Source organism: Geobacter psychrophilus (genome assembly GCF_056821595.1).
In genome coordinates this window covers 3,789,942-3,801,956 of the sequence record NZ_JBXDTU010000004.1, presented here as the reverse complement: position 1 = coordinate 3,801,956, position 12,015 = coordinate 3,789,942, and the positions used below count along the sequence as shown (strand labels likewise).

Annotated in this window: 14 protein-coding genes; 1 reads left to right on the top strand and 13 read right to left on the bottom strand. The window is 47.4% G+C overall.

Annotation, left to right across the window (positions count from 1 at the left end; genetic code table 11):
• Positions 1-50: 50 nt before the first annotated feature.
• Complete coding sequence (locus ACOCF6_RS20230) at positions 51-206, bottom strand: hypothetical protein (protein ID WP_482462130.1); 156 nt, start codon at positions 204-206, stop codon at positions 51-53.
• 124 nt (positions 207-330) lie between these two features.
• Here ACOCF6_RS20230 and ACOCF6_RS20225 point away from each other — a divergent pair, with 124 nt between their 5' ends.
• Positions 331-504 (top strand): hypothetical protein, encoded by a 174-nt coding sequence (locus tag ACOCF6_RS20225; protein WP_482462129.1) that lies wholly within the window; start codon positions 331-333, stop codon positions 502-504.
• Between the two features lie 48 nt (positions 505-552).
• Here the strand turns inward: ACOCF6_RS20225 and ACOCF6_RS20220 are convergent, their stop codons facing one another.
• The 12 genes from ACOCF6_RS20220 to ACOCF6_RS20165 form a co-directional block, all read right to left on the bottom strand.
• On the bottom strand, positions 553-1,125 hold the full coding sequence (locus ACOCF6_RS20220; protein ID WP_482462128.1) for a L,D-transpeptidase: 573 nt from the start codon (positions 1,123-1,125) through the stop codon (positions 553-555).
• 48 nt (positions 1,126-1,173) lie between these two features.
• Positions 1,174-1,953: an N-acetylmuramoyl-L-alanine amidase family protein gene (locus tag ACOCF6_RS20215; RefSeq protein ID WP_482462127.1), complete on the bottom strand. Its 780-nt coding sequence runs from the start codon at positions 1,951-1,953 to the stop codon at positions 1,174-1,176.
• An 11-nt stretch (positions 1,954-1,964) separates the two neighbouring features.
• Positions 1,965-2,354: a lysozyme inhibitor LprI family protein gene (locus ACOCF6_RS20210; RefSeq protein WP_482462126.1), complete on the bottom strand. Its 390-nt coding sequence runs from the start codon at positions 2,352-2,354 to the stop codon at positions 1,965-1,967.
• Between the two features lie 95 nt (positions 2,355-2,449).
• Positions 2,450-3,148, bottom strand: coding sequence for a hypothetical protein (locus ACOCF6_RS20205; RefSeq protein WP_482462125.1), 699 nt, complete (start codon positions 3,146-3,148; stop codon positions 2,450-2,452).
• Positions 3,145-4,566: a LysM peptidoglycan-binding domain-containing protein gene (locus tag ACOCF6_RS20200; protein ID WP_482462124.1), complete on the bottom strand. Its 1,422-nt coding sequence runs from the start codon at positions 4,564-4,566 to the stop codon at positions 3,145-3,147. Before ACOCF6_RS20200 ends, ACOCF6_RS20205 begins: the two co-directional genes overlap by 4 nt.
• Complete coding sequence (locus ACOCF6_RS20195) at positions 4,566-5,153, bottom strand: PAAR domain-containing protein (protein ID WP_482462123.1); 588 nt, start codon at positions 5,151-5,153, stop codon at positions 4,566-4,568. Before ACOCF6_RS20195 ends, ACOCF6_RS20200 begins: the two co-directional genes overlap by 1 nt.
• 73 nt (positions 5,154-5,226) lie before the next feature.
• A complete protein-coding gene (locus tag ACOCF6_RS20190) occupies positions 5,227-6,606 on the bottom strand; it encodes an FAD-dependent oxidoreductase (RefSeq protein WP_482462122.1) in 1,380 nt (459 codons plus the stop codon).
• Between the two features lie 191 nt (positions 6,607-6,797).
• A complete protein-coding gene (locus ACOCF6_RS20185) occupies positions 6,798-7,313 on the bottom strand; it encodes a hypothetical protein (RefSeq protein WP_482462121.1) in 516 nt (171 codons plus the stop codon).
• An 85-nt stretch (positions 7,314-7,398) separates the two neighbouring features.
• Positions 7,399-8,439: an Ig-like domain-containing protein gene (locus tag ACOCF6_RS20180; RefSeq protein WP_482462120.1), complete on the bottom strand. Its 1,041-nt coding sequence runs from the start codon at positions 8,437-8,439 to the stop codon at positions 7,399-7,401.
• A gap of 1,081 nt (positions 8,440-9,520) precedes the next feature.
• Positions 9,521-10,777 (bottom strand): hypothetical protein, encoded by a 1,257-nt coding sequence (locus tag ACOCF6_RS20175; RefSeq protein ID WP_482462119.1) that lies wholly within the window; start codon positions 10,775-10,777, stop codon positions 9,521-9,523.
• Positions 10,778-11,287: 510 nt separating this feature from the next.
• Positions 11,288-11,527, bottom strand: coding sequence for a hypothetical protein (locus ACOCF6_RS20170; protein WP_482462118.1), 240 nt, complete (start codon positions 11,525-11,527; stop codon positions 11,288-11,290).
• Positions 11,524-11,994: a hypothetical protein gene (locus tag ACOCF6_RS20165; protein WP_482462117.1), complete on the bottom strand. Its 471-nt coding sequence runs from the start codon at positions 11,992-11,994 to the stop codon at positions 11,524-11,526. The genes ACOCF6_RS20170 and ACOCF6_RS20165 overlap by 4 nt, the downstream gene beginning before the upstream one ends.
• Between the last annotated feature and the right edge of the window lie 21 nt (positions 11,995-12,015).

Genomic DNA, 12,015 nt, shown 5'->3' with positions numbered 1-12,015 from the left:
ACCACCTGGGAAGGTTGTTATGTGTACAAAGTTCTACGTAGGCAGCGGATCTACTCGATTTTGTCCTCGGAAAAACTCACCCTGACAGTCCAGTTGCCATCCGCCTGCTTTTCTTTGGTAACGGTGCAGCCATACTCCCTGAATCCCATTACCAGCCTGGCCAGCTTGCTGTCAGAAATATCCGTAAAGACTTTGGTGATCGCCATGTATGTATCCTTTCGATCGAATACTGTTACATGGATAGTGCCAAAAATCATCCCCCTGGAACGATCTGTTAATTTCTGAGGTATTAAAGCCGCTTACAGCCCTGTTTGATACGGAGTCACCTGCATGCGGCTGGTGCAACGGGATGCGCCAGGTGAAGGTATCTTTCCACTCCCTGTTTTTATGCCTGCAAAAGCAGGCGGAGAAGTGATTTGCAAAATGTGTAAAGAAGCTTTCCAGAATGAAGGATTTTTTCCAGGATTATGTGCGGTGGGGGAGTCTGCTGCTGCAGGGCTGTAATACATGGTCGGGAAGGGATCACTATTTTAGCGGAAAGAGGTTGCTGTCTTACGGCAGGATCATCACTTGTGTGCCGACCCTGATCCTGCGTGCCAGGTCCAGCCCTTCCGGGTTATTCATGACAAAGCAGCCGCCCGTCACGCGCCGGCCGACCCGCTTCGGATCGTTGTTGCCGTGAATCCGGTAAATGGCCCCCTTGCTCGTCCGGTGCGACAGGGAGATCTTGAACGGTCCCATGTAGTTCAGCCGGTGACCGGGCGGTACGGCAGCGGGAAGCACAATCCCCCGTGCACGGAACACCTGCCGCGAGTAGGGAGTGGGATACCACCAGGGGTTGAATGAGATGCCGGTCACCCGGCCGAGCCCAAGCGGATAGGTTTTAAGCCCCCTGACCGCGGTCCCCACCGGATATTCGCCGACAGGCGTGAGCCCTTCCCCCTTTTTCTCGTACAGCGTCAACAGGTTGCGACTGACGCTGATCTCCACGTAATACGAGAGCGCAGCGTCGGCAGTGACGGTCTCCGGGGTTGCCGACTGATTTGGCAGGGATTCCGCACACCAGGCGCACAGCGGCAGCAGGCAACAAACAATCATAACGGTGAGAGCGATAGTGATATTCATAGGAGAAGTATATCAGACATTTATTGTCATCAATACACGTGGTTACCATCATTTTTCTCTTGTTCTCAGTGCATTGAATTTACGAAGGGATTCCACGAGAGCGTTGACAATGGAATCCTGATGTTCAACCTTTGTCACATACGCTTCATCATCCTGGTCAACAATCACGCCAACCTCAAGCAATACAACAGGGATATTTGATTTTTTAAGCACTACCAAATCATTAAATTGATAAATGCCTAGATTGGCATCCAGCAACTTTCGCCCTTCTCCAGGGATTGCTTCCGCATGATGCAGAGTGGGTTTCCGACCAAGTTTTATCAATTCCTCACCCAGGAACATGGCAAAAACGAGGGATTTGTCAAATTGAGGATTCTTTGTGGAAACAAATAGTGAATAACCCGAAATTGGTTCACGTGTCCTATACGTCCTGATTCTATTTTTGTTACTTGATTCCAGATGTACCAACTGGGCAGAATCATGATGAATTGAGAGCATAACTAGTGCCTTTTGCGAATTGGCTCTAGCGGCTCTATCGGCAAGCGATATTTCCTGGCATGGCTTACGCGTCAGAATCGGAACAAAGTCGGCCTTTATAAGAGCACGTGATAGTTTCGAAACCAAGTGGTCGTTATATTCAACTTCATGTTTACCGGTAATACTTATGGCTCCTGGCATCTTTTTCGTATGGCCAGGATCAATAATTACAATAGGCTTTACAGCTGAAGTGGCATCTGCCATCGCATGGTCAAACGATGACAACCCTGACCATATGAATACAACACCAGTTACCACGTACAGTAAACTCTTTTTATTTGATCGGTTCATGTTATGAACTACTACTTCCAACTCTTTTTAGCGATCATATCGCCACGGAAATTGCCGGTTTTACATTCGCGGAGACGGTCGCGAAGAAATTCTGTTCGTTCTTTATTGACACTGAAGTTACAATCAACACTGATAGTTCCCGGTTGTTCTTGGCACACATTATCGCGAAAGGCGATCCAGCTTCTTTGCGTCTCGGTAAGTTTCTTCATCATGTCGGGTTTAAGCATGTTCTTCAAATCATTATAGACAACATTTAATTCCTTGTCAGATTCCACAAATAATTTGCTAAAGCAGTATGTCTTGTCATACGAGGTCGTGTATTTATCACATTCTCCCTCCGCAAATGCTGCTCCAGACGACATCAGAAATAATCCAATCATAATTGCCAGTTGTTTTTTCATACATTTCTCCTTTCAGTTATAGTGGTGCTGATGGTTCCCCATCAATTAGTCTGTCTTATCCGAACGCCACCTACGTCAATGAGCAGGTGAATATCTTAACGGCACTTTAACTCCTCACCAATACCCAGAAGATCTTTTTGTGACAACCATCCTATCGTGTTTTTTTTCTTGCGAACAAATTTCGCCTTGACTCGATCTGTTACTTTATCTTTCGCTGTAACCATAACAATATCGCCACAGATTAAATATGCCTTTTTATGATCTTTGCTGATTGGTGTGTCATAAAAATAACTTCGATTGGCTGATACGATTCGATACTCAACCCCATCTCTCTGTTCTTTTATCTCTTGAGGCACCAGCGAAGCACTTAATTCTTCAAGTTGCCTCGGTGCAGGTTCTTCTTCCATAAAATCTTCACCACGCACACAACCGGATACTTCATCGAATAATTTCATAATCACTGCATCATTCTGTTTAGTAGAAATAAGAGTTCCATTGCTTGACGTTCTAATTGTGTTTTCATTTAATCCAACAGATACAGCAACAATCTTCGCACTTCCATCTGGTTGTATTTTTCCAGAAAAATAAAAATTACAGTCCCATCCTTCAGAGGTAAGATAACCACCAGAAGAGCCAAATTTGCCAGTAACATTCTGTTCATTGGAATTAACAGCAATAAGTAGCGAATAACCATAGGCCCCAGTTCTTAATTGATTCTGTGGTGATTGTGCATATCCAACAGATGTTATTAAAAACAAACTTAATGCAAAAGGCACAAAAACAGATGATTTCATTTATTTCTCCATTTATTGTAAGAATTAAGTAATTTTTCGTCGTAATTATTGTCTTTGTATGAAGGACCATTATAGCCTGCAGCTAATTTAGCGAAGTCTTTTACTTTCATTGCTTCGATTACTTCTGGATTAACATATTTACAAAACAATACAAATGCTCGAATATGCTCTCGTTCAGAACGAGACATAGTTTTTACAAATTCCGTTGCACTTGCGTACTTCATTTTTTTGTAATGAGTGCCCATAATCTGGAACGCACCCCATGAACAACTTTTTAGAGCTGCTTCTTTATTAAGTGCATATGCTTTTACTAATCGTTTGTAACTCTCTGACAGTAGACTATAGGCATCTTTTTCAGTTGTGATTTTTCCGTTCTTGAAAAGTTCTTTGCCTGTCTTGACTTGTTTTAATAGTTGTTTATCCTTTTTATCCTTTGTTGTATATTTACGCCAAGTATTAAATGTTTGAGCATTGCCATCTTTGTCAGCACATGTAAATGTGGCTGGAAGATACTTAACGCCATTTTGATAATAACCCTGTTTCCATGAAATATCTGGGTTTGCCGCAGTAAATTTACCTCCTGTTATCCTGTGGAAATAATGACGCTCATAACAAAACTTTGGCAGCTTTCGTCCATTGAATGTGACAAAACCCTTACCAGATGCCTCAATCTCGTTAATTGCCCTCATAACAGACTCCTCGACACCAAGTTCTTTTGCCGCCCACTTAAAGTCCTCATTGGTAATTGCTTCTCCGGTATATGAGTCAAAACAATCCAATTCCACCTGATCGTTTGTAACCTTTGTAACAGGCATACCGTTTTTGTCTTGTTGATGCTCCGATTTTGGCCCTTTGCCATCTCCATAGTCCCCAAGCGGTTTGCCCCTGGATTCGGTGGTTTCTGGTTTGTCACGTGGAGAGACAGGCGCTTTATCAGCTCTTCCCGGATCGGGTTTAAGGCTTCCATCTGCTTCTCTGGGATGCGGCATTGTTCTGGTTTCGATCTTGACCTTGGGACTAACCAGCGTGACAAGTTTGTTGCCCCAATCCGAGGTAATTTCGGTGATCTGCTTCCAGGTGCCATCCAGCCGCGCTATAAAAATTTTCACCACATCATCGGGGGAGTTGGTAAGTATGCTTGGCAATCTGCCGTTAATGCCGCTGGAGAACTGTTTGATTTTGTCGCAGTAATCCAGGCGCATTTTGGCATTTTTTATCGGGTTGCGTTCATGATCCAGCAACTGAACATCCACCTTGCAGACCGCCTTTGCATTCAATGCAATGACCTGGCCTTCTTCTATTCTGTCAGGGCTCTGTATCCCATTGATCTTTTGCAGCTGCTGGCTGGAGGTACCATGACGCCGGGCAATTCCACTTAACGTGTCCCCTCTTTTTACGGTATAAAACATTGTAGACATTACTCGGTTTCCTCCCCTTCATCAAAATCAATCACCTCAAATTCTTCGCTAACCTCCCAATGCCCAAAATCTGCCCAAGCAATCACCTCTTCCTGCTCTTGTGTGTAAAAGCGGTGGGTGATACCATGCTCATCTGTGCTGGTTGTGGTTAGATATGTCCCGTCCGGTTTTGTAATTTCTACGGCTATCAGGTCATACGAAATATCATTATGGTTGCCAGCCTCATGCATCAGGTTTAAATCCACACTCATGCTGAACGGCTTAATATCTTTGTCAAGGCCAGTTCCCACATCAGTCTTGCCGACAAAAACAGTCGGCGATCCGCTGGTAATCTTACCACCGTGTGTTGTGGCGCAACCAACAAAAGCAGCCGGTTTCCCATTAATACGAACCGAGTTGCTCCCCTCGATAATCGTAGCACCGCACGAGGTTTTGTCTCCCAAACGTGCGGCTGATATGCCGTTATGTCGTGTATTAGGCGATCCGGATACTATGGAAACTGTGCCATGTTTTGAACATTCAACACTATCTCCAACCCTGGCAGCCGGCCTGCCGTTATCCGCATTACAATTCAAATAAACAGCCATATTTACTCCTCTGGCAAAACATCTCCTGAATTTCACGTCAACGGTGCAGCTATTGTCGCAGTCTCGACAACACTTACTCAACAGATAGCGTCCCCTCAACCCGCTCCTCGTCGTCGAACGCAAATCCGCCGTCCGTGTCGGGATGGGCCTCGAAGAGATTACGGAGGACATCCAGGATGACATCCCCGGCAAAGTAGCGCAGCTCGTTGAGCAGGTTGGTCAACCCCAGCGCCGGGACCAGGCGGCAGAGCTCCAGTATGCTGAACTCCTTCAGGACCGCCTCCAGCATCTCCAGCAGTTCTGTCTGGCTGATCTTGAGGGTAAAGACCTTTTCACACAACAGCGGGTCGATTGCGTCCTTGAACAGCCGAATGAAACGATCCAGCTGGTCGGTCGAGGCATTGGCCAGAAAGTGGGTTGCCAGCATGTTGGTGGTGATCTCGTATTTGTCGTGCAGGCGGAAGCTGCTGGCGCCCAGCAGGCTCTCCCGGTCCAGGGTGTCATTGTCCAGGCAGTCGGCGATCTTGGCGGAGAAGAAACGGTAGTTTTCCAGGATAAAGGTCATGCCCCAGCCGCAGGGGGTCGTCCAGCAGGCCGCGTCGCCGGCAAAGGCCACCCGCTCCTCGGCGATCTGCTGGGAGAGCCCGCCCGAGGGGTACCAGCCCCAGCGCTCGCTGGTCACCTGCAGATCGTGGAAATCACCGGTGGTCTCTTCATCCCTGATGATGCGGTAATACTCGGCCCGCATGGCCTCCTTATCCATCCGCACCTTGCGCAGATACAGGACCAGCGAGAAGGAGTTCTCCCTGTCCAGGATCTCGTATTCGAAGACCGGTTTGCCGTCGGCCAGCGAACCGGGGTCGGCATCGGCAAAGGTCTGCCACATCATGTAGTCCCCCACCTGCATCGCGCCCATGCCGTCTGGGTGGGTCCCGATGGCGCCGTAGACCGACCACCAGTAGAAATCGCTGCGGTCGATGCCGTATTTTTGCACGATGGCCGAATCATAACCGGAGCAATCAATCAGCAGCCGGGCCCGGAACGCGGTACCATCGGTGCTGATGCTGACACCGGTGGCATCGGTCTCGTGGTCCAGATAGCGGCAGAGATCCAGGACCATCGAGTCGTTGTCCAGGATTTCCTGCTTCCAGTGGGCCAGGATCTGGTGGTCCCGGATGTAGGGGTAGCTGTTGAACAGCTTGGCTCGCCAGGCCAGGTCATCGCCCCGCATGCTGTAGGTTTTGGTCAGGAAACGGGTCACCCCACCGTAGGCAAAGGGGCGGGTCTTTGAGTCCAGTACGTCTGGGGGTACAAACCAGAAGCGATCCGATTTCCCGGCAAAACCCTTTTCCAGCACCAGCACCCGGAACCGGCGTGAGAGTTCCGCGGCGATAGCCAGACCGGCCGGACCGCCGCCCACCACGACAACATCGAATAAGTTGTTATTCTCCATGGCTGCCTCCTTGAGCTCAGGATGATATTCAAATTCCAGATCAAGGATGATATCAAGGCGGCGAGGATTGAGGCTGCGAGGCGTACATGGCAGTACGTTGAGCAGCCGAAGACGAGCCAACGAAGATAGGGCCTTGATATGGAATTGGTATTCACTCAACAAAACCGATCGGGATGAGAGCTCAGCCCGCTTTATGCCGGTTGTCCCTTTCTGGAGACCCGCTCCACCCAGCATTGCTCGGTGGCAAACACCCGCAGGAATTCTCCGGCAAAGAGAAACTTTGTCAGCGGCATGGCGACACTGATGAATTCCTTGCCGCGCCCGATTGTCAGGGCATAGCCGCTCTTGCCGCCCCGCTCCCACTTTTCCACCGAGACGGTGGTGACGGTTTCACCGCCCTGCTCACCACCAGCAAACTTGTGGGGCGAGAGCTTTTCCTTGCACGGCACGGAAGAACCGGCCACCTGGCCGATCATCAGCGCCAGGGCAAAGGCCTCATCCGGTTCGCAGATAAAGCGGATCTGGGTGACCTCATCCGGCCTGGTCTTGGGCGTCAGCTTGAAAAAGCGCAGTTGAATGCGCCCGGCCCGCTCCACCACCCGGCCGTTGTCCTCATGGCTCTTGACCGCCTCGCGGATCTCGACACCGGTGGATTGGGAGAAAATCTCGTAACAGCGGCAGTGAGTGAGTTCATCGGTCTGATGCATCGTGATCTCCTGACAATCTAAAAGTAATCATGAGGCAAAAAGGCTTTGGGGTTTCATTATTCGAAAACAAGTCCGTGTTCCTCTCTCATGGCGAACTGACCGTAATATCAATCGTATTCGAAATCACCCCATTGATTGTAGCTGTGACGAAAATAACGGCGGGCACAACGCCCCCTGTTCGATAGGATAGAGAGGCCGTTGCAGTACCCGCTGAGTCCGTTATTATCTGGGTTGACCACATGTAGGGCGACGGAACATTCAGGTAATACAGCTGTCCTGCCAAGGGATCGCCGTTTGAATCAGTAGCGGTTATGGTGAAAACAACATGGTCAGAGCCACCTGCTATGAGTGAAGTTTTGTCCGACGTAAGAATCACCAGCGCCGGAGGGACCTGAGGCGGGTTTGAAAATGTAACTGTCACCGTATTGGAGATTACAGTTCCACTGGTTGCCGTTACGTCGAGCACATTATCCGGACCGGGCGCGTTTGGCGGCATGGTCAAATGGAACACTGCTTTGCCACTACCATCTGTTCGCGTTGGCGATAAGAATGAGTTGGGCCCAGGTGGGACCTGGAATCTGATGGCCTGCCATGGAATTGGCGTACCCGTCGCATCCTGGACTGCTGCGGTAAAGGTTATCGTGTCCCTGCCGTCCGCGATGGCTTGCGCCTTATCCGCGACAAGTGTTACCAATGCTGTTGCTGGAACGGGTTTCGGAGTGATTGTTATGGTAACCGGGGTTGATGTTATCCCCAGGCTTGTTGCCGTTATGTCTGCCTGTGTAATTGCTGCTGGAACCCCGAGTTGCGGGAATAGTGACGGGCGCAGGAACAAAACAAGCTGGCCGTTTTCATTGGTACGTCGGACGATTGGTGGGTAAAGGAAAGGCTGAGGTACGGCAAAAGAAACTGCCTGAAATACCAGTGGTGCACCGGAGGCATCCTTGACTGTGGCTGTCAGGGTGACACCGTCTGTTCCATCGGCGATAATCTGGGTCTTATCGGCCGTAAGCGTAACAGAGGCGCTCGGCTCAGTCTGCGATGAAGTACTTCCGTCTCCACCGCACGCAGACATGATGAGCAACAAGAGCAGCGCAACCAGTCTGTAGAGAATGCGTATTGTCATTTAATTCCCCTTCAATTGTTCATTTCATCGTGGAAGCTCGACCTCGTGTTTCTCAGCCGGCGGGCGTCAGCCAGAACGCGGACAATCCCAATAGAATGCCTTCATGAGTACGCCCGTGTGAATCTCCTTGTGGGTTCTGATTTTTTGTAGGCATCTTCTTAAGCGCGCCAACTTTTAATATGAAACGCTGTGCCATTATACTCTTGCCTTTGAGTTAAAATGGTGTCCCCAGAACTCTCCGGTGGCGTTCTCACCAGTGATATAAGTAAGTGTAATCTACGGGGCAATGCTAAAAAGAGACCGACCTATGGTTACATACCATTGCCCTCCCAGAAAATAGCTCTTACCGAGAGAACTCCCAACATCAACAGGATTCCCACCTAGCTTACTCATATAGAGACGGTTACCCGAAACCCAAGTCACCTCGCCGTTTGAAGCCAACGTATTGATTCTACTGGATGTGCCGAAGAAGCTTAATTGAGTCAAGGCACCAACCGGCGATCTGAGCCAGACCTGTAGGACCCCATCTGTCCCGGGTTTTGTAAATGCCGCCCAACCGCCACTCAACTGATAGTCTGAATTGGGATTTGGTTCTTGGGACACTGAGGGGGATAGTATCCTTTCACCCGATGACGTAAAAATCGCCAGTTGATATGTCTGTGGCGAACCGTATGGAGAACTTTTCCGATAGATGACATTTACCCCATCAGTCAACGGATAGGTATTACTCAGCTCGCTATCATTAGTCAGTTGCGTCGTAACTCCGCCATTGTATCTATAAATCTGGTATGGCGAGACTGTCCAGTGCACAACCTCTCCGTTGGTGGCAACGTCATTCATCCAGTTTCCGGCAGCGGTCGCCACGGTCGTATTTAACCCGTCAACTAAATTACGTATGATTAGCAGAGTATCCTGGTTCCAGATTGCATAATCCCCTTTGACTTCCAGAGAATCGGCTGGGGCAACATGTGGGGTCAAGTCTCAACTGCAGACATTTTGAATATTGTTTATCGTTGAGACCTGACCCGAATGGCGCTCTATATCAAGGGAATGAACCTGATTTTAAGTTTACGAATCGATATTATTGGACATAAGTACTTCTTTGAGAATTACTTAATTGAGAATCAATTGCTCTATTTCCCCTAAAAACAAAGGTTGGTTTGTCAATAATAGAAGGGAGGGCAACTTGGTCTGTTAGCTTAGCAGATGGATATAATTTTGTATTTAAGAAGCTTATTAACGTAGTTTTATCGCTATATGGTGCAAGTTTCATGTCTAGAACATCATCTGACATAAAATAATAACTTTCGTCTTTTTGATTAAATGCGTAAGTACCTGATGCTGTAAAAACAGATGCTATAGCTGCATTAACTTCACCTGTTATTTTAGTTCCTTTTGCTATAGAAAAAATTGCAGAAGGAATCACATGCATTTCATGAATATAATAGATGTCTGCATCTTTATTATTATCAAGTGCAGCCTTTAATGTTTTAAGTTGTTCATTGGTGGCTTTATATAGAGATGTTGTTGGACTAAAAGTTGAATTTGTGTATAGGTAGTGCTTAATATCCCATATCAAGTTATACATTGTTCCAGTTATCATGTTTGAAGAAATACCACCATAAATAGGAACACTTACAGAAAATTTAGCAGTAGCATCCTGAGTTGTTGCAATTGTATTTTTTATAACGTCGGCTTCTCTTGCCTCTAATTTAATATCAGCAAGCTTAATATAATCATAAATATTTTTTATTTCACATTTATCGTCTTTTGATGCAACGAATAGTGTACCCAATAATGGAATAACATCAACTAGTTTTTTCTTTTTTGCGCCGTTTGCACCAATTTGAGTTGCTAATTGCGAGAGTTGACTGGATGAATAATCTTCATTGTATTGTTGTATGTTCGTAACTTCAGGCATTATTATAAATTTATCTTTCGTTTCTGGCACTGTATCTTGTAACACCGGGACTAATGCGCTAGAACCACCAGCTTTATAGCTATTTTTTATTTTATTTTTTGCTGTCAAGACTTTTTCTAAGGTAAATGTTCCAAATTGGAGTTTTGGTGAGCCATCAGGGTTTTTTAATTGTTTGCCATCTTTATCAGCTAGTGGTGTCCCTGCTGGCACTGAAAATTCTTGATGAAATACCGATGCTTCATCTTTGTCTGTAACGTGAACAATTGCCGTTACAGGATATTCAGTTGAGTTTTTAAAAGTTATGCTTGTACTAACATCTTTATCTCCACCCCATGCAAATGCAACACAAGTTGAAAATAAAGTTAAAAATACTACACATAAACAAACCGTAACTAATGTAATTTTCTGCCCTTTCATAACGACCTCCTAGATATTTAATTAGTTGATGTCTATTGAACAGCTCAGAACTCTGCCCTCCACTTCTGCCGGCATAATTTACAACCTAACTAACTGTTATTTAACAATTAACCTCCAAAACAGCGAATTTCAGTGACAGTATATTTAACTCCCATACAACTAAAAACCTAAGAAACCTCTCCTCTCCCAAACCCAATCACCCGCTTCTTCTTCGCCTCCGGTGGCGCCATCAATCATTCGGGATCGATTCGCAGAAGATCACAGGCAACAGCCACCCTTCCACACCGAGAGTGAAACATGCACATGAATCCCGAGAGTACCGGGGCCACCATACATAATTCACCTCAGTTCAAATCCCTATTTCCCCGCCCCTTCCTGGATCTCCCCGTCTTGAAAGCTGACCATACGAAAACTCTCCTTTCCCAGCTCATTAAAGAGAACGAAAATGCCCAGGTCGCTGCCACTGGTCTCCATATGATTGCTGAGCGACAATGCCTTGGGGTCGCTCAATTATGCAGCTGTGCGTTGCCAGCGGCCATTCCTGTCGTAAAAGCCGCCTGTAGTGCTCGGGATCTCTTTTGATACCGTATCGGACGCCAGCTTGTCCGCCTTGTGGCGATTCTGTTCGAAGCGGGGGATCACAATAGCTGCCAGGAGCCCGACCATGGCAATTATCACCAACGGTGCGTTGCCACCGGGCGTGGCCATCAGCCGTTTTTCCTTGCTGGCACGTCGATCACGCGCACTCATTCTCTCTCCACGGATGCTGTCGTTGTGATTCCTTTATCGTAACCGGCAATATTTGTAAGAACACCATACTTAGACCTCGGATCGAGTGGAATCCCAGGAAAACCATCACCACAAAAGACCTCAAACTCTTCCGTATCAAGTAGTACCGCCAGATCTGTCAACTTCAGCTTAATGAGCTCCTGTATGACTTCGGCATAATCAATTGCCGACATCTCGCCCGCTAGCAACTTGGACTTTAGCTCCTCCATCCTGCACATAAGCTGACTCTGCAGCTTTTTCAGCATCTGACGCCGTACATCCGGGAAATCATCGCCCAGACGGTAATCGATCATCAGATCAAATTCCCGTTCCCGGTAAATGGAATAAATTACCTGATCCGAGGCCTGAGGCATCTCAAGCTTCAGCTTCTCAAACAGCCCCCCCAGTTGTTCCAGATATTCTGCTTCCGTGATTATCCCCTTTTTCATGAGCGGCCCTCCTTCTGCATT

Coding starts and splice junctions, on each gene's coding strand:
- ACOCF6_RS20230 (WP_482462130.1), bottom strand. CDS start 206: ATGGCGATCACCAAAGTCTTTACGGATATTTCTGACAGCAAGCTGGCC.
- ACOCF6_RS20175 (WP_482462119.1), bottom strand. CDS start 10,777: ATGAAAGGGCAGAAAATTACATTAGTTACGGTTTGTTTATGTGTAGTA.
- ACOCF6_RS20225 (WP_482462129.1), top strand. CDS start 331: ATGCGGCTGGTGCAACGGGATGCGCCAGGTGAAGGTATCTTTCCACTC.
- ACOCF6_RS20165 (WP_482462117.1), bottom strand. CDS start 11,994: ATGAAAAAGGGGATAATCACGGAAGCAGAATATCTGGAACAACTGGGG.
- ACOCF6_RS20170 (WP_482462118.1), bottom strand. CDS start 11,527: ATGAGTGCGCGTGATCGACGTGCCAGCAAGGAAAAACGGCTGATGGCC.
- ACOCF6_RS20200 (WP_482462124.1), bottom strand. CDS start 4,566: ATGTCTACAATGTTTTATACCGTAAAAAGAGGGGACACGTTAAGTGGA.
- ACOCF6_RS20185 (WP_482462121.1), bottom strand. CDS start 7,313: ATGCATCAGACCGATGAACTCACTCACTGCCGCTGTTACGAGATTTTC.
- ACOCF6_RS20190 (WP_482462122.1), bottom strand. CDS start 6,606: ATGGAGAATAACAACTTATTCGATGTTGTCGTGGTGGGCGGCGGTCCG.
- ACOCF6_RS20220 (WP_482462128.1), bottom strand. CDS start 1,125: ATGAATATCACTATCGCTCTCACCGTTATGATTGTTTGTTGCCTGCTG.
- ACOCF6_RS20215 (WP_482462127.1), bottom strand. CDS start 1,953: ATGAACCGATCAAATAAAAAGAGTTTACTGTACGTGGTAACTGGTGTT.
- ACOCF6_RS20195 (WP_482462123.1), bottom strand. CDS start 5,153: ATGGCTGTTTATTTGAATTGTAATGCGGATAACGGCAGGCCGGCTGCC.
- ACOCF6_RS20205 (WP_482462125.1), bottom strand. CDS start 3,148: ATGAAATCATCTGTTTTTGTGCCTTTTGCATTAAGTTTGTTTTTAATA.
- ACOCF6_RS20210 (WP_482462126.1), bottom strand. CDS start 2,354: ATGAAAAAACAACTGGCAATTATGATTGGATTATTTCTGATGTCGTCT.
- ACOCF6_RS20180 (WP_482462120.1), bottom strand. CDS start 8,439: ATGACAATACGCATTCTCTACAGACTGGTTGCGCTGCTCTTGTTGCTC.